Here is a 16,809-nt window from a genome sequence, read left to right on the forward strand (position 1 = left end):
TCGTCACATGGCGGCAGGCCTCCTGCCGTACACCCAGCAGTCACCGGCCCGCGGGCTCGTCGGCACATCCGGCCGACCTCTCCTCACCAGCAGGAGAGAGCAGAGCCCGCGGGCTTCTCCATGCCCGGCCCCGGCCCCCGGCCTACGGCGCGAGGCGCTCCACGTGCCAGGTGCCGGCGGGGGCGCGGACGTAGCGGAGGCGGTCGTGGAGGCGGTTCTCGTGGCCCTGCCAGAACTCCACCGTCTCGGGCGCCACGAGGTAGCCGCCCCAGTGCGGCGGTACCGGAACCTCCGTGCCCTCGGGATGGCGGGCCGCCAGTTCCTCGTAGCGGGCGAGGAGTTCGTCGCGGGAGGCGATCGTCGAGGACTGGGCGCTGGCCCAGGCGCCGAGCCGGGAGCCGTGCGGGCGGCTGCGGAAGTAGGCGGCGGTCTCCTCGCGGCCCACGCGGGCGGCGGTGCCCGTGACGATGACCTGGCGGGCGACGGGGTGCCAGGGGAAGAGCAGGGAGACGTGCGGGTTGGCGGCCAGCTCGCCGCCCTTGCGCGACTCGTAGTTGGTGTAGAAGACGAAGCCGCGCTCGTCGAAGTGCTTGAGCAGCACCGTGCGGGCGGAGGGGCGGCCGTCGGGGGTGGCGGTCGCCACGACCATGGCGTTCGGCTCGCGGATCCCGTCGCTGTCGGCCGCGTCGGTGAACCAGCACGCGAACTGTTCCATGGGGTGGGCGGCGAGGTCCCGCTCCGCGAGGACGCTGGTGTGGTACTGCTCGCGCATCGGGGCCGGGTCGGGGGCCGGGTCCAGGGCGGGGTCGAGGGCGTCGGTCACGGCGACCATCCTGCCGCAGGGCGGCGTCCCGGGAGTAGCGCCCCGGCGCCCGGAAGGCGGGCGGGAGGGTGCGCGGGCGGCCGTGGGGGCGCGGCTGCCGGCGCAGTCTGCCCCGCCCGCCGGCCGCCCAATCCCGGTGCCCGGTTCGGCGGAGTGTGCCTGATGTCACGCTTCCCCGCATCGGGGGAACCCGACAGACTCGTCGGCTGGGTCACTGTTCCTTCCACACACACGTCACCACGAGGAGCCGCCAGATGTCCGACTTCGTACCCGGGCTCGAGGGAGTCGTCGCGTTCGAGACGGAGATCGCCGAACCGGACAAGGAGGGCGGCGCCCTCCGGTACCGCGGCGTCGACATCGAGGACCTCGTGGGCCACGTCTCCTTCGGGAACGTGTGGGGCCTGCTCGTCGACGGCGCGTTCAACCCCGGCCTGCCGCCGGCCGAGCCGTTCCCGATCCCGGTGCACTCGGGCGACATCCGCGTGGACGTGCAGTCCGCGCTGGCGATGCTGGCGCCGGTGTGGGGGCTGAAGCCGCTGCTCGACATCGACGAGGAGCAGGCGCGCGACGACCTGGCGCGGGCGGCGGTCATGGCGCTGTCGTACGTCGCGCAGAGCGCGCGCGGGCAGGGCCTGCCGATGGTGCCGCAGAGCGAGATCGACAAGGCGCGGTCGGTGGTCGAGCGGTTCATGATCCGCTGGCGCGGCGAGCCCGACCCGAAGCACGTCAAGGCCGTCGACGCGTACTGGACGTCGGCCGCCGAGCACGGCATGAACGCCTCCACCTTCACCGCCCGCGTCATCGCCTCGACCGGCGCGGACGTCGCCGCGGCGCTGTCGGGCGCGGTGGGCGCCATGTCCGGCCCGCTGCACGGCGGCGCCCCCTCCCGCGTCCTCGGCATGATCGAGGAGATCGAGCGGACCGGCGACGCGGTCGCGTACGTGAAGCGGGCCCTCGACAAGGGCGAGCGGCTGATGGGCTTCGGCCACCGCGTGTACCGGGCCGAGGACCCGCGCGCGCGGGTGCTGCGGCGTACGGCGCGGGAGCTGGCGGCGCCCCGCTTCGAGGTGGCCGAGGCGCTGGAGAAGGCGGCGCTGGAGGAGCTGCACAACCGCCGTCCGGACCGTGTGCTGGCGACGAACGTCGAGTTCTGGGCGGCGATCGTGCTGGACTTCGCCGAGGTGCCGGCGCACATGTTCACCTCGATGTTCACCTGCGCCCGCACCGCCGGCTGGTCGGCGCACATCCTGGAGCAGAAGCGCACGGGCCGCCTGGTCCGCCCGTCGGCCCGGTACGTCGGGCCCGGCTCGCGCGACCCGCGCGAGGTCGGCGGCTACGAGGACATCGTGGAGTAGCCCGCGCCCGGCGCCCGGACCCGGCGCCGCGGCCGCCGCCTTCCGGCCCCGCCGCCCCTCGCGGGCGGCGGGGCCGCGGCGTTCCCGGGGGGGGCCGCTCGGCTCCGGGGCGGGCGCCGCCGGGTCGACGCCCCGACCTTAAAAGCAAGCACGCTTGCTTGTTTCTTCGGGCGGGCGCTGTCATGCTCCCCGGACACACCGCCGTGTCCCGACCCGAGGGAGCGCACCGTGCCCCACCCGGATCCCGAGCAGGGCCCGCCGCCCGACCCGACCACCGCCGTCCTGGCCGACCTGCGCGCCGAGGGCGAGGACCTCGACCGGCTCGTCGCCGGACTCGACGCCGCCCGGTGGGCCGCGGCCACGCCCGCGCCCCGCTGGAGCGTCGCCCACCAGGTCGCCCACCTGGCCTGGACCGACGAGGCCGCCCTCCTCGCCGCCACCGACCCGGGCGCCTTCGCCGGCCACGTCGCGCGGGCGGCGGCCGCCCCCGACACCTTCGTCGACGAGGCCGCCGAGGCCGGGGCCGCCGCCCCGCCCGCCGCGCTCCTCGCCCGCTGGCGCGCCGCCCGGGAGCGCCTGCACCACGCCCTGGCGGCCGCGCCGCCCGGCACCCGCGTCCCCTGGTACGGGCCGGACATGAGCGTCGCCTCGATGGCCACCGCCCGCCTCATGGAGACCTGGGCGCACGGCCGCGACGTCGCCGACGCGCTCGGAGCCGTACGCCCGCCCACCGCCCGGCTGCGCCACGTCGCCCGCATCGGCGTGCGCGCCCGCGACCACGCCTTCGCCGTGCGCGGGCTGCCCCCGCCCGCCGCGCCGTTCCGGGTGGAACTGGCCGCGCCGGACGACGCGGGGACGACCTGGGCGTACGGACCGCGGGACGCGCCGCAGCGCGTGACCGGGCCCGCCCTGGACTTCTGCCTGCTGGTCACCCGGCGGGCCCACCGCGCCGACCTCGCCGTACGCGCCGAGGGCCCCGACGCGGACCGGTGGCTGGACCTCGCCCAGGCGTTCGCGGGCCCGCCCGGCCCCGGGCGGCGACCCGCCGGGGAGGCCCGGTGACCCCCGCGGCGCCGGGCGCGCCGGGCCCCGCCGTACCGCCGGTACTGCGGATCGGGAACGCCTCCGGTTTCTACGGCGACCGCTTCGACGCGGTCCGCGAGATGCTCACCGGCGGCCCCCTCGACGTGCTCACCGGCGACTACCTCGCCGAGCTGACCATGCTCATCCTCGGCCGCGACCTCCTCGAGGACCCCGCCCTCGGCTACGCGCGGACGTTCCTGCGGCAGATGGAGGAGTGCCTGGGCACCGCCCACGAGCGGGGCGTCCGCGTCGTCGCCAACGCCGGCGGCCTGAACCCGGCCGCCCTCGCCGACGCCCTGCGCGCCCTCGCCGACCGGCTGGGCCTGCCCGTCCGCGTCGGGCACGTCGAGGGCGACGGGCTGCCCCTCCCCGAGGGCGCCCTGACCGCCAACGCCTACCTCGGCGGCGCGGGCGTCGCGGCCTGCCTCGCCGCGGGCGCCGACGTCGTCGTCACCGGCCGCGTCACCGACGCCGCCCTCGTCACGGGCCCGGCGGCCTGGCACTTCGGCTGGGGCGCGGACGCCCACGACGCCCTGGCCGGCGCGGTCGTCGCCGGGCACGTGCTGGAGTGCGGCACCCAGGCCACCGGCGGCAACCACGCGTTCTTCCACCGCGACGGGTACGACGCCCGCCGGCCCGGCTTCCCCCTCGCCGAGCTGCGCGCCGACGGCTCCGCCGTGATCACCAAGCACCCGGGGACCGGCGGCGCCGTCACCGTCGGCACCGTCACCGCGCAACTGCTGTACGAGACGGCCGGCGCCCGCTACGCCGGGCCCGACGCGACGGCGCGCCTCGACACCGTGCGCCTCACCCGGGAGGGGCCCGACCGGGTGCGGGTGTCCGGGGTGCGCGGCGAGGCCCCGCCGCCGCTGCTCAAGGCCGGGATCACCCGGCTCGGCGGCTGGCGCAACGAGGTCGTCTTCGTCCTCACCGGCCTCGACGTGCCCGCCAAGGCGCGGCTCGTGCGCGAGCAGGTGGACGACGCGCTGGGCCGCTCCGCCCGCCGCCCCGCCGACGTGCGCTGGGAGCTGGTGCGCACCGACCGGCCCGACGCCCCGACCGAGGAGACCGCGAGCGCCCTGCTCCGGCTCGTCGTGCGCGACCCCGACCCCGAGGCGGTGGGCCGAGCCGTGACGGGCGCCGCCGTCGAGCTCGCCCTCGGCAGCTACCCCGGCTTCCACGTCACCGCCCCACCCGGCAAGGGCGCGCCCTACGGGGTGTTCGAGGCGGTGTACGTCGACCCCGCGACCGTGGCGCACACGGCGGTGCTGCCCGACGGGCGGCGCGTCCCCGTCCCGCACCCGGCGGCGGTCCGCGCCCTCGCGCCCGTACCGGAACCCGCCCTCCCGCCGCCCCCGCCGGCCGGTCCGGTGCGGCGGGCGCCGCTCGGGCTGGTCGCCGGGGCCCGCAGCGGCGACAAGGGCGGCGACGCCAACGTCGGCGTGTGGGCGGAGAGCGAGGACGCCTGGCGCTGGCTGGCCCACGCCCTGACCGCCGACCGCCTGGGGGAGCTGCTGCCGGAGACCCGGGACCTGCCCGTCACCCGGCACGTCCTGCCGAACCTGCGCGCCCTGAACTTCACCGTCGCCGGCCTCCTCGGGGAGGGCGCCGCCGCGCGGGTCCGGTTCGACCCGCAGGCCAAGGCGCTCGGCGAGTGGCTGCGCGCCCGCCACCTCGACATCCCGGAGGACCTGCTGTGAGCCCTTCCACGACCGTCCCCGCCGCCCCGGGGGCCCCCGGCCGTCCGGTGCGCGCTCCCGCGAGCGCCTCCGCACCCCCGGAGGTCCTGCCGTGACCGTCCTCGCCTCCGCCCTCGACCCCTCCTCAACCGACCACGCCGCCAACCGCGCCGCCATGCTCGCCCGCCTCGCCGAGCTGGACGCCGAGCACGCCAAGGCGCTGGCCGGCGGCGGGGAGAAGTACACCGCCCGGCACCGCGCCCGCGGCAAGCTCCTCGCCCGCGAACGCGTCGAGCTGCTGCTGGACGACGACACGCCGTTCCTCGAACTGTCCCCGCTCGCCGCGTGGGGCTCCGACCACCCCGTCGGCGCCTCGCTCGTCACCGGCATCGGCACCGTCTCGGGCGTCGAGTGCCTCGTCACCGCCAACGACCCGACCGTGCGCGGCGGCGCGTCCAACCCGTGGACGCTCCGCAAGGCGCTGCGGGCCAACGAGATCGCCCTCGCCAACCGCCTGCCCGTCATCTCCCTGGTCGAGTCGGGCGGCGCGGACCTGCCCTCCCAGAAGGAGATCTTCATCCCGGGCGGCGCCCTCTTCCGCGACCTCACCCGCCTCTCCGCCGCCGGGATCCCCACGGTCGCCGTCGTCTTCGGCAACTCCACCGCCGGCGGCGCCTACGTCCCCGGCATGTCCGACCACACCGTGATGATCCGCGAACGGTCGAAGGTCTTCCTCGGCGGCCCGCCACTGGTGCGGATGGCGACCGGTGAGGAGAGCGACGACGAGTCGCTCGGCGGGGCCGAGATGCACGCCCGCACCTCCGGGCTCGCCGACCACTACGCCTTGGACGAGCACGACGCGCTGCGCCAGGCGCGCCGGATCGTCGCCCGCCTCAACCACCGCAAGGCGCACCCCGCCCCGGGCCCGGCCGCACCGCCGAAGTACGACCCGGAGGAGCTGCTGGGGATCGTCCCCGGCGACCTGCGCACCCCGTTCGACCCGTTGGAGGTCCTCGCCCGGCTCGTGGACGGCTCGGACTTCGACGCCTTCAAACCGCTGTACGGCACGAGCCTCACCACCGGCTGGGCGACCCTGCACGGCTACCCGGTGGGCGTCCTCGCCAACGCGCGGGGCGTGCTGTTCAGCGAGGAGGCGCAGAAGGCCGCCCAGTTCATCCAGCTCGCCAACCAGCGGGACGTCCCGCTGCTCTTCCTCCACAACACCACCGGCTACATGGTGGGCCGGGAGTACGAGCAGGGCGGCATCATCAAGCACGGCGCCATGATGATCAACGCCGTCTCCAACAGCCGCGTCCCGCACCTGTCGGTGCTGCTGGGCGCCTCGTACGGGGCCGGGCACTACGGCATGTGCGGCCGCGCCTACGACCCGCGGTTCCTCTTCGCCTGGCCCAGCGCCAAGTCCGCCGTCATGGGCCCCCAGCAGCTCGCCGGGGTCCTGTCGATCGTGGCCCGCGCCTCCGCCCGCGCGAAGGGGCAGCCCTACGACGAGGAGGGCGACGCCGCGCTGCGGGCGGTGGTGGAGCAGCAGATCGAGTCCGAGTCCCTGCCGATGTTCCTGTCCGGGCGGCTGTACGACGACGGGGTCATCGACCCGCGCGACACCCGTACCGTCCTCGGGCTGTGCCTGTCGGCGATCCACACCGCACCGGTCGAGGGCGCGCGCGGCGGCTTCGGCGTCTTCAGGATGTGAGGCCCCGTGATCGAGACCCTGCTCGTCGCCAACCGCGGTGAGATCGCCTGCCGCGTCCTGCGCACCTGCCGCGACCTGGGCGTGGCGACCGTCGCCGTGCACTCCGACCCGGACGCCGGGGCGCTGCACGTGCGGCGGGCGGACGCCGCGGTGCGGCTGCCGGGCGCCGCGCCCGCCGACACGTACCTGCGCGGCGACCTGATCGTGGCCGCCGCCCTGGCGGCGGGAGCCGACGCGGTGCACCCCGGGTACGGCTTCCTCTCCGAGAACGCCGGCTTCGCGCGGGCCGTCGAGGCGGCCGGGCTGACCTGGGTGGGGCCGCCGCCCGCCGCGATCGAGGCGATGGCGTCCAAGACCCGCGCGAAGCGCCTCATGGGCGCGGCCCCGCTCGACCCGGCGGCGCTCACCGCGGCCGACCTGCCCGTCCTGGTCAAGGCTGCGGCGGGCGGCGGCGGGCGCGGCATGCGCGTCGTCCGGGACCTGGCCGCGCTGCCCGGCGAGGTCGCCGCCGCCCGCGCCGAGGCCCTGTCGGCCTTCGGCGACGACGAGGTGTTCGCCGAGCCGTACGTCACGGGCGGCCGCCACGTCGAGGTGCAGGTCCTCGCCGACGCGCACGGCACCGTGTGGGCGCTCGGCACCCGCGACTGCTCCCTCCAGCGCCGCCACCAGAAGGTCGTCGAGGAGGCGCCCGCCCCCGGCCTGCCGCCCGCCCTCGCCGACGGGCTGTGCGCGACCGCGGTGCGCGCCGCCCGCGCCATCGGCTACACCGGCGCGGGCACCGTGGAGTTCCTGGTCGCGGCGGACGGCACCGCGCACTTCCTGGAGATGAACACCCGCCTCCAGGTCGAGCACCCGGTCACGGAGGCCGTGTACGGCGTCGACCTGGTCGCCCTGCAACTGCGCGTCGCCGAGGGCGCCGCCCTGCCGCCCGAGCCGCCCGCCCCGCGCGGCCACGCCGTCGAGGCGCGGCTGTACGCCGAGGACCCGGCGCGCGGCTTCGCCCCGCAGACCGGCACCCTGCACGCGCTCGACGTGCCGGGCGTACGCCTCGACACCGGGTACGCGGCGGGTGACGAGGTCGGCGTCCACTACGACGCGCTGCTCGCCAAGGCCGTCGCCCACGCCCCGACCCGGCGGGAGGCCGTCCGCGCCCTGGCCGGCGCGCTGGAGCGGGCCCGCGTGCACGGCCCGGTCACCAACCGGGAGCTGCTGGTACGGACCCTGCGGCATCCGGAGTTCGTCGAGCCCGGCCGGGTCGACACCGGCTTCTACGACCGGCACCTGACCGAGCTGACCGCCCCCGCGCCGGGCGCCGGACACGCGGCGGTCGCCGCGGCGCTCGCCGAGGCGGCGTCCCGGCCGGGCCCCGGCGCGTGGCGCAACCTCCCCTCGGCGCCCCGCACCCGCGCGTACACCGGCCCGGGTGGTCCGGAGCGCCCCGGCGGCCCCGGCGACGGCACGGAGGGCCCCGGCGGCAGTACCGGTGGTTCCGGCGGCGACTCCGGCACGTACGTGGTGCGGTACCACCGGACCCGCGACGGCCACGCCCTGCCGGACCACCCCGGCGTGCGGGTCGTGTCGGCCGCGCCCGATCTGGTGCGCCTCGACGTGGCCGGGGTCGTCCGCCCGTACGCCGTCACCGCCTACCCCGGCCCGGGCGGCGGCACGGGGACCGTCCACGTCGACGCGCCGACGGGCTGCCACCGGTTCACGCCCCGCCCGCGCTTCCCCGACCCGGCCGAGCGCACCGCGCCCGGCTCGCTGCCGGCGCCCATGCCCGGCACCGTCGTGCGCGTCGCCGACGGGGTGGCGGAGGGCGCCCGCGTCGAGGCGGGACAGCCGCTGCTGTGGCTGGAGGCGATGAAGATGGAGCACCGGGTGACCGCCCCGGCCTCCGGCGTCCTCACCGCCCTGCACGCCGAGCCGGGCCGCCAGGTCCAGGTCGGCGCCCTGCTCGCGGTCGTCACCCCCGACCCGCCGGGGCAGGCCGACCCGGCCCCGCGCCCCGCCGGCCCGCCCGGGGAGTGACCGGCCGCCGCGCACGTCCCGCCCGTCCAGTCCGCACAGGAGGAACAGGCATGACCGCAGTCACCGGCACCCCCTTCGAGACCCCCGAGCAGCAGGCGCTGCGCACCGCCGTCGCCGCCCTCGGCCGCCGCCACGCCGACACCCACGAGGAGCACCCCGAGGTGCTGTGGACGGAGGCCGGCAAGCTCGGCTACCTGGGCGTGAACCTGCCCGAGCAGTACGGCGGCGGGGGTGGCGGCATCACGGAACTCACCATCGTGCTGGAGGAGTTGGGCGCGGCCGGTTGCCCGCTCCTGCTGATGATCGTCTCGCCGGCCATCTGCGGCACGGTCATCGCCCGGTTCGGCAGCGACGAGCAGCGGCGGCGGTGGCTGCCCGGACTGGCCGACGGCAGCCGGATCATGGCCTTCGGGATCACCGAGCCCGACGCGGGCTCCAACTCCCACCGCATCACCACCACCGCCCGCCGCGCCGCCGGCGGATGGGTGCTGTCCGGCCGCAAGGTCTTCGTCTCCGGAGTCGACCTGGCGGACGAGACGATGATCGTCGGCCGTACGGCGGACGCCCGGACGGGCGCGCTGAAGCCGTGCCTGTTCGTCGTCCCGCGCGACGCGCCCGGCTTCCGCCGCACCGCCATCGACATGGAGCTGCGGGCCCGGGAGAAGCAGTTCGAGCTGGTCCTCGACGACGTGCGGCTGCCCGCCGACGCCCTCGTCGGCGACGAGGACGCGGGGCTGCTCCAACTGTTCGCCGGGCTCAACCCCGAGCGGGTGATGACGGCGGCGTTCGCGCTGGGCATGGGCCGCTTCGCGCTCGCGCGGGCCGTCGCGTACGCGAAGGAGCGGCAGGTGTGGAAGGCCCCCATCGGCTCCCACCAGGCGATCGCGCACCCGCTCGCCCAGTCCCACATCGAACTGGAGCTGGCCCGCCTGATGACGCGGCGGGCGGCCGCGCTCTGCGACGCGGGCGACGACGCGGGCGCCGGCGAGGCGGCGAACATGGCGAAGTACGCGGCGGCCGAGGCGTGCGTACAGGCCGTCGACCGGGCCGTGCACACCCTCGGCGGCAACGGCCTCACCCGCGAGTACGGACTCGGCAGGCTCGTCACCGCCTCCCGCGTGGCCCGCATAGCACCGGTGAGCCGGGAAATGATCCTGAACTACGTCTCGCACCAGTCCCTGGGACTCCCCAAGTCGTACTGACCACGCCCGTACCGACCACGCTCGTACCGACCACGCCATCGGAGGCGAGAGCCATGCCCCTGGTCACCACCGCCCACGACCGTGCCGTCGCCACGCTCACGCTGGACGCGCCGGACACCCGCAACGCCCTCTCCGCCCGGCTGGTCGCCGAACTGGCGGACGCGCTGGCCGACTGCGCGCGGGACCCGGCCGTCCGGGCGGTGGTGCTCACGCACACCGGCACCACGTTCAGCGCGGGCGCCGACCTGAAGGCGCCGCCGAGCCCGTACGCCTTCGTGGCGCTGCTGCGCCGGATCGTGGAGCTGCCGAAGCCGGTGGTGGCGCGGGTCGCGGGGCGGGTGCGGGCGGGCGGGCTCGGGCTGGTCGCGGCGGCCGACCTGGTGGTGGCGTCGGAGGACTCCGACTTCGCCCTGACGGAGGTCAGGATCGGCGTCGCCCCGGCCCTGGTCTCCCTCACCCTGCTCCCCCGCCTCGACCAGCGGGCGGCGGCCCGCTACTACCTGACGGGGGAGCCCTTCGACGCGGCCGAGGCGGCGCGGGTGGGCCTGGTGACGACGGCGGCCCCGGACGTCGACGCGGCCCTCGGCCCGCTCCTGGACGCGCTGCGCAAGGGCTCGCCGCAGGGTCTGGCGGAGTCGAAGCGGCTGGTGACGGCTAGGGTGCTGGAGACCTTCGAGCGCGACGCGGAGGACCTCGTGCAGCGCTCGGCGCAGCTCTTCGCCTCGGCGGAGGCGCGTGAGGGAATGACGGCCTTCCTGGAACGACGGGACCCCGCATGGGCGATGTGACGCCGAAGCAGGACCGCAGCCGCGTCACCCGGCAGCGGCTGCTCGAAGCCGCCGTGGCGTGCCTGGCCGAACGCGGCTGGGCGGGCTCCACGGTCTCCGTGGTCGCCGAGCGGGCGGGGGTGTCGCGGGGCGCCGCGCAGCACCACTTCCCCACCCGCGAGGACCTGTTCACGGCGGCCGTGGAGTTCGTCGCCGAGGAGCGGTCGCAGGCACTGCGGGGGCTCACCGGCAGGAGTCGCGCCGAGGTGGTCGAGGCGCTGGTCGCCCTGTACACGGGGCCGCTGTTCCGGGCGGCCCTGCACCTGTGGGTGGCCGCGTCGGACGAGGACCAGCTGCGCCCCCGGGTCACCGAGCTGGAGGCCCGGGTCGGCCGGGAGACGCACCGCATGGCGGTCGAGCTGCTGGGCGCGGACGAGTCGCGGCCGGGCGTGCGGGAGACCGTCCAGGGGCTGCTGGACATGGCGCGGGGGCTGGGGCTGGCGACCCTCCTCACGGACGACTCGGCCCGCCGGGCGCGGGTGGTGGCCCAGTGGGCCCGCCTGCTGGACGACGCCCTGGGCTGACCGGCGAGGCGCTCCGGGGGCCCGCCGGTCAGGCCGGATGGGCAAGCGATCGGAGCAGCCCCTACGGCGCGCGGCGGCCGGTGCGGGCGCGTACGGCGCCGATGCTCGCCGCGACGACCAGGCTGATCGCGAGGGCGTCGGTGACGGACAGGGCCTGGTGCAGCACGAGGAAGCCGGCCAGGGCGGCGACGGCCGGTTCCAGGCTCATCAGCACCGCGAAGGTCGGCGCCGGCAGCCGGCGCAGGGCGGCGAGCTCCAGGGTGTACGGCAGGACGGACGACATCAGCGCCACCGCCAGGCCCAGCGCGAGCGTCGACGGCACGGCCAGGGCGGTGCCCGCCTCCGCGAGGCCGAGCGGCAGGCTCACCAGCGCGCCGACGACCATGGCGAGCGCGAGCCCGTCGGCCTGCGGGAAGCGCCGGCCGGTACGGGCGCTGAAGACGATGTACGCGGCCCACAGGGCGCCCGCCGCGAGGGCGAAGCCCGCGCCGACCGGGTCCAGCCGGTCGAAGCCGCCGCCGCTGAGCAGCACGACGCCCGCCAGGGCGAGGCCCGCCCACAGGAAGCTGACCGCGCGCCGGGACGCCACGACGGACAGGGCCAGCGGGCCCAGCACCTCCAGGGTGACGGCCGCGCCGAGCGGGATGCGGTCGACGGCCTGGTAGAAGCAGATGTTCATGCCGGCCATCGCGACGCCGAACGCGACGACGGTCCCCCAGTCCGACCGGCTGTGGCCGCGCAGCCGGGGGCGGCACACCGCCAGCAGGACCAGCGCGGCGAGGGCCAGCCGTAGCGTGACCACGCCGAGCGCGCCGGCACGGGGCATCAGCAGCACGGCGAGCGCGGCGCCGAACTGCACCGACAGGGCCCCGGCCACCACCAGGGCGACCGGTCCGAGCGCGCCCCTGCCCTGCGGGGCGGCGGCCCCCGGGAGGGCCGGCCCCGGGGCCTCGGCGGCGGGGGCCGCGGCCGGGGCGTCCGCGGGGAGCGGCGAGGGGGTGTGCGCGGGGGCCGCCGGGGTGTGCGCGGTACGGGCGTCGTTCACCGGTGTCTCGTCTTCCTCTTCTTCCTCGTTCGTGGTGCCCGGGGCTTCGGAGGGACCCGTTCCACTGCTTGGCCGTCCCGTCCACGGTAAGCAGTGAAACAGGTGGACGGCCATGGCAGGGTGCCCTTTTCTCACCTGCCGGGACGGCCGTCTCCCGACCCGCCGGGGCGGCCTCCCCCACCTGTCTGCGACGGGCCGCCCCCGCCCGTCCCCGCAGGGCCGCCGCCGCCCGTCCCCGCAGGGCCGCCGCCGCCCGTCCCCGCGGGGCCGTCGAGCGCCTCCGCCAGGACCTCCGCGAGGTGCCGGGCGCGCCGGCCCGCCAGCTGGTGCAGCTGGGTGCGGCAGGAGAAGCCGTCCGCGAGGAGCTCGGTGTCCGGGCCAGCCGCGCGCACCGCGGGCAGCAGCCGCTCCTCGGCGCAGGCGACGGACACCTCGTAGTGGCCGCGTTCGAAGCCGAAGTTCCCGGCCAGGCCGCAGCAGCCGCCGCTCAGCTCGCCGGTGAGCCCGGCGCGCTCGCGCAGCCGGCGCTCGGCGGCGTCGCCGAGGACGGCGTGCTGGTGGCAGTGGGTCTGCCCGGCGACGGGCCGGTCCACGCGGGGCGGGGCCCAGTCGGGGGCGGTGTCCTCCAGTGCCTGGGCGAAGGTGCGGACCGACGAGGCGAGGGTCCGCGCCCGCGGGTCGCCCGGCAGCAGCTCCGGCAGGTCCGTGCGGAGCGCCGCCGCGCAGCTGGGCTCCAGCACCACCAGGGGAGCCGTGCCGAGGATCGGCTCCACGGTGTCCAGGGTGCGGCGCATGACCGCGCGGGCCCGGTCGAGGCGGCCCGTCGACACGTACGTGAGGCCGCAGCAGACGCGGCCCGGGGGCAGCGCCACGCGCACGCCGGCCGCCTCCAGGACGGTGACGGCGGCGCGGCCGGCGGAGGGCGTGAAGTGGTCGGTGAAGGTGTCGGGCCACACGTACGCCCGCGGCGGCCCCGGCGGGAGGTCGGGCGGCGGCGTGCGGCGGGCGGCCCAGGCGCGGAAGGTCCGGCGGGCCAGCTCGGGCAGGGGCCGCTGCGGCGCGATCCCGCCGAGCCGTCTGGCGACCGCCGCGAGGGGGCGCACCCGGGCGGCGGCGTTGACCAGCGGCGCGAGGGGCGCGGCCGGGCGCAGCAGGGCGGGCAGGGAGCCCATCGCGTAGTGGGCGGCGGGCCGCGGCCGCCCGGCGTAGTGGTGGTGCAGGAACTCCGCCTTGTACGTGGCCATGTCGACGCCGACGGGGCAGTCGCTGCGGCAGCCCTTGCAGGACAGGCACAGGTCGAGGGCGTCGCGCACCTCGGTCGAGCGCCAGCCGCCGGTGACGACCTCCCCCGCGAGCATCTCGTGCAGGAGCCGGGCCCGGCCGCGCGTGGAGTGCCGCTCCTCGCCGGTGGCGCGGAACGACGGGCACATCACCGACGGGCCGGCGGCCGGCTCCTCGGTGCGGCAGGCGGCGACGCCCACGCAGCGGCGCACGGCCGTCCGGAAGTCGCCGCCGTCGTCGGGGTAGCCGAAGGCGACGTCGACGGGGGTGCGCGGCAGGACGTCGAAGCGGAGGTTCTCGTCGAGGCGGGCGGGGCGGGCGAGGGTGCCGGGGTTCATCCCGCCGTCCGGGTCCCACAGGTCCTTGAACCGGCCGAAGAGGGCGACCAGTTCGTCGCCGTACATCCGCGGCAGCAGCTCGGCGCGGGCCTGCCCGTCCCCGTGCTCGCCGGAGAGCGAGCCGCCGTGGGCGACGACGAGGTCGGCGAGGTCCTCGGAGAACCGGCGGTAGCGCCGCACGCCCTCCGGTTCGGCGAGCCGGAAGTCGATGCGGACGTGGACGCAGCCGTCGCCGAAGTGCCCGTAGGGCGTGCCGCGCAGCCCGTGCGCGGCGAGGAGGGCGCGGAAGTCCCGCAGGTACGCGCCGAGGCGGGCGGGCGGTACGGCGCAGTCCTCCCAGCCGGGCCACGCCTCGGCGCCGTCGGGCGTGCGGGTCGCGGTGCCGGCGGCGGCCTCGCGGACCCGCCACAGGGCGCGCTGCCCGGCCGGGTCGGTGACGACGGTGCCGTCGAGGGCGTCGGCGGCGCGCAGCAGGGCGGCCGCGCGGGCGGCGGCCTCGGCGGGGGTGGCCCCGCCGGTCTCGACGAAGAGCCAGGCGGCGCCCCGGGGGAGGCGGGCGCGGGCGGCCGGGTCGCGCACGAGGTCGTGCGCCATGCCCTCGACGGTGAGCGGGGCCAGCGGCAGCAGGCCGGGCGCGGCCTCGGCGGCGGCGCCCTCGTCGGCGTACCCGAGGACGGCGAGGGCCCGGGCGGGCGGCGACTCGACCAGCCGGACGACCGCCTCGGTGAGCACGCCGAGGGTCCCCTCGCCGCCGCAGAAGGCGCGGGCGACGTGCGTGCCGCGCTCGGGCAGCAGCGCGTCGAGGGCGTAGCCGGAGATGCGGCGCGGCAGGCCGGGCGGGAAGCCGGTGCGGATCAGGGCGAGGTGGCGGCGGACCAGGTCGGCGGTGCCGTCGGGGGCGCCGCGGCCGTCGGGCCCGAGGCGCAGCGCGGCGCCGCCGTAGGTGCGCACGGCCAGCTCGACGACGTTGTCGGCGGTGGTGCCCCAGGCGACGGAGTGGGCGCCGCACGCGTTGTTGCCGATCATGCCGCCGAGGGTGCAGCGGCTGTGCGTGGAGGGGTCGGGCCCGAAGGTCAGCCCGTACGGGGCGGCCGCGCCGCGCAGCCGGTCGAGGACCGCGCCGGGCTGGACGGTCGCCGTGCGGGCCTCCGGGTCGACGGAGAGGACGGCGCGCATGTGGCGGGTGAAGTCAAGGACGACGCCGGTCCCCGTGGCCTGCCCCGCGATGGACGTCCCGGCGCCGCGCGGCACCACGGGCGCGCCGTGCGCCCGGCACACCTCCAGGGCGGCGGCCACGTCGTCCGCGTCGTACGGCGCGACGACGCCGAGGGGGACGCGCCGGTAGTTGGAGGCGTCCATGGTGACCAGGGCGCGGGCGCCCGGCCGGAAGTCCACGTCCCCGCGGACGGCGGCGCGCAGCGCCCGCTCCAGGTGTGCGTGATCGCCCATGCCCCCAGCATGCCGCGCGTCCGCCCGGTCGCTCACGCTCGCGCCCCCTCCGTGTCCCGTCCGCGCCCCACCCGGCTCCCACCCGGGTCCCCGCCCGGGTCCCGCCCCGCCGCCCGCCCCGCCTCCTCTTCGTGTCTCATCCGACGGACAGGGGCGTCGGGGCGCCGGGTGACCCACTAGGCTCCGTTCCGTGGCTGAGATCCGGATTCCCGCTGACATCAAGCCCGCCGACGGCCGTTTCGGCGCGGGCCCCTCCAAGGTGCGGACGGAGGCGCTGGACGCCCTCGCCGCGACCGGCACGTCCCTCCTGGGCACCTCCCACCGCCAGGCCCCCGTGAAGAACCTCGTGGGCGAGGTCCGCGCGGGCGTGCGCGACCTGTTCGCGCTGCCCGAGGGGTACGAGGTGGTCCTGGGCAACGGCGGCTCGACCGCGTTCTGGGACATCGCCACCCACGGCCTGATCGAGTCGAAGTCGCAGCACCTGTCCTTCGGCGAGTTCTCCTCCAAGTTCGCGAAGGCGGCGAAGCTCGCCCCGTGGCTGGCCGAGCCGACCGTCGTCTCCTCCGAGCCCGGCACGCACCCGGAGCCGCACGCGGAGGCGGGCGTCGACGTGTACGCCCTCACCCACAACGAGACCTCCACCGGTGTCGCGGCGCCGATCGAGCGCGTCGCCGGCGCCGACGAGGGCGCGCTGGTCCTGGTCGACGCCACGTCCGGCGCGGGCGGCCTGCCGGTCGACATCGCCCAGAGCGACGTCTACTACTTCGCGCCGCAGAAGTCCTTCGCCGCCGACGGCGGCCTGTGGATCGCCGTGTTCTCCCCGGCCGCGCTGGAGCGCGCCGCCCGCGTGCACGCCTCGGGCCGGCACGTGCCGGAGTTCTTCTCGCTGCCGACCGCCATCGACAACTCGCTGAAGAACCAGACGTACAACACCCCGGCGCTCTCCACCCTCTTCCTGCTGAACGAGCAGCTGAAGTGGATCAACGGCCAGGGCGGCCTGGACTGGGCCGTGCGCCGCACCGCCACGTCCGCGCGCACCCTGTACGGCTGGGCCGAGGAGTCCAAGCACGCCACGCCGTTCGTCACCGACCCGGCCAAGCGCTCGCAGGTCATCGGCACCATCGACTTCTCCGACGAGGTCGACGCCGCCGCCGTCGCGAAGGTCCTGCGGGCCAACGGCATCGTGGACACCGAGCCCTACCGCAAGCTGGGTCGCAACCAGCTGCGCATCGCGATGTTCCCGGCGGTCGACCCGGCCGACGTCGAGGCCCTGACGGCCTGCATCGACCACGTCATCGACAAGCTCTGACCTTCCCGCCCCGGGGCCCGCCAGGGCTTCCGGGGCCGGTCACGTCCGTCCCAGGGGCCCGGTGCCGCGCGTCGTCCGCGCGGCACCGGGCCCCTGCGCGTTCCCGGCCGATTACCGACCTGTGCGGGAGCGTCGCGCGTCCCTACCATCCGTAG

At 77.0% G+C, this 16,809-nt stretch carries 12 protein-coding genes; 9 read left to right on the forward strand and 3 right to left on the reverse strand.

The features are described 5' to 3' along the window. Positions 1 to 142 precede the first annotated feature (142 nt). On the reverse strand, positions 143 to 832 hold the full coding sequence (gene pdxH / locus LPA54_RS05005) for a pyridoxamine 5'-phosphate oxidase (RefSeq protein WP_228974153.1): 690 nt from the start codon (positions 830 to 832) through the stop codon (positions 143 to 145). A gap of 245 nt (positions 833 to 1,077) precedes the next feature. Between pdxH and LPA54_RS05010 the strand changes: the two genes are divergently transcribed. The 8 genes from LPA54_RS05010 (at position 1,078) to LPA54_RS05045 (ending at position 11,232) form a co-directional block, all read left to right on the forward strand. Then, entirely contained in the window at positions 1,078 to 2,178 is a 1,101-nt protein-coding gene (locus tag LPA54_RS05010; RefSeq protein WP_228974155.1) for a citrate synthase 2, read from the forward strand. 228 nt (positions 2,179 to 2,406) lie between these two features. Further along, positions 2,407 to 3,240: a TIGR03084 family metal-binding protein gene (locus LPA54_RS05015; protein WP_228974156.1), complete on the forward strand. Its 834-nt coding sequence runs from the start codon at positions 2,407 to 2,409 to the stop codon at positions 3,238 to 3,240. Then, positions 3,237 to 4,961, forward strand: coding sequence for an acyclic terpene utilization AtuA family protein (locus LPA54_RS05020; RefSeq protein WP_228974158.1), 1,725 nt, complete (start codon positions 3,237 to 3,239; stop codon positions 4,959 to 4,961). Before LPA54_RS05015 ends, LPA54_RS05020 begins: the two co-directional genes overlap by 4 nt. Positions 4,962 to 5,052: 91 nt before the next feature. Then, positions 5,053 to 6,651: a carboxyl transferase domain-containing protein gene (locus LPA54_RS05025; protein ID WP_228974159.1), complete on the forward strand. Its 1,599-nt coding sequence runs from the start codon at positions 5,053 to 5,055 to the stop codon at positions 6,649 to 6,651. A 6-nt stretch (positions 6,652 to 6,657) separates the two neighbouring features. Next, positions 6,658 to 8,679 carry a biotin carboxylase N-terminal domain-containing protein gene (locus LPA54_RS05030; RefSeq protein ID WP_228974160.1) on the forward strand — a complete coding sequence of 674 codons (2,022 nt, stop codon included), beginning with the start codon at positions 6,658 to 6,660 and terminating at the stop codon, positions 8,677 to 8,679. Positions 8,680 to 8,729: 50 nt separating this feature from the next. After that, positions 8,730 to 9,881 (forward strand): acyl-CoA dehydrogenase family protein, encoded by a 1,152-nt coding sequence (locus LPA54_RS05035; RefSeq protein ID WP_228974162.1) that lies wholly within the window; start codon positions 8,730 to 8,732, stop codon positions 9,879 to 9,881. Positions 9,882 to 9,934: 53 nt separating this feature from the next. Then, a complete protein-coding gene (locus LPA54_RS05040) occupies positions 9,935 to 10,669 on the forward strand; it encodes an enoyl-CoA hydratase family protein (protein WP_228974163.1) in 735 nt (244 codons plus the stop codon). Beyond that, positions 10,657 to 11,232: a TetR/AcrR family transcriptional regulator gene (locus LPA54_RS05045; RefSeq protein ID WP_228974165.1), complete on the forward strand. Its 576-nt coding sequence runs from the start codon at positions 10,657 to 10,659 to the stop codon at positions 11,230 to 11,232. Before LPA54_RS05040 ends, LPA54_RS05045 begins: the two co-directional genes overlap by 13 nt. A gap of 61 nt (positions 11,233 to 11,293) precedes the next feature. On the opposite strand, the gene LPA54_RS05050 is transcribed toward LPA54_RS05045, so the two are convergent. Together LPA54_RS05050 and LPA54_RS05055 are read right to left on the reverse strand one after the other, a co-directional pair. After that, positions 11,294 to 12,277 (reverse strand): DMT family transporter, encoded by a 984-nt coding sequence (locus tag LPA54_RS05050; protein ID WP_228974167.1) that lies wholly within the window; start codon positions 12,275 to 12,277, stop codon positions 11,294 to 11,296. A gap of 131 nt (positions 12,278 to 12,408) precedes the next feature. Then, positions 12,409 to 15,345: an FAD-binding and (Fe-S)-binding domain-containing protein gene (locus LPA54_RS05055; RefSeq protein WP_228974169.1), complete on the reverse strand. Its 2,937-nt coding sequence runs from the start codon at positions 15,343 to 15,345 to the stop codon at positions 12,409 to 12,411. 190 nt (positions 15,346 to 15,535) lie between these two features. On the opposite strand from LPA54_RS05055, the gene serC reads away from it, so the two are divergent. Beyond that, on the forward strand, positions 15,536 to 16,654 hold the full coding sequence (serC, locus tag LPA54_RS05060; RefSeq protein ID WP_228974172.1) for a phosphoserine transaminase: 1,119 nt from the start codon (positions 15,536 to 15,538) through the stop codon (positions 16,652 to 16,654). Positions 16,655 to 16,809 lie beyond the last annotated feature (155 nt).

This window comes from Streptomyces sp. DH12 (genome assembly GCF_020873895.1).
Taxonomy (GTDB): domain Bacteria; phylum Actinomycetota; class Actinomycetes; order Streptomycetales; family Streptomycetaceae; genus Streptomyces.

Excerpts from the sequence above, each read along its gene's own strand:
- pdxH (WP_228974153.1), bottom strand. The coding sequence starts at position 832 with ATGGTCGCCGTGACCGACGCCCTCGACCCCGCCCTGGACCCGGCCCCC.
- LPA54_RS05010 (WP_228974155.1), top strand. The coding sequence starts at position 1,078 with ATGTCCGACTTCGTACCCGGGCTCGAGGGAGTCGTCGCGTTCGAGACG.
- LPA54_RS05035 (WP_228974162.1), top strand. The coding sequence starts at position 8,730 with ATGACCGCAGTCACCGGCACCCCCTTCGAGACCCCCGAGCAGCAGGCG.
- LPA54_RS05040 (WP_228974163.1), top strand. The coding sequence starts at position 9,935 with ATGCCCCTGGTCACCACCGCCCACGACCGTGCCGTCGCCACGCTCACG.
- LPA54_RS05045 (WP_228974165.1), top strand. The coding sequence starts at position 10,657 with ATGGGCGATGTGACGCCGAAGCAGGACCGCAGCCGCGTCACCCGGCAG.
- LPA54_RS05055 (WP_228974169.1), bottom strand. The coding sequence starts at position 15,345 with ATGGGCGATCACGCACACCTGGAGCGGGCGCTGCGCGCCGCCGTCCGC.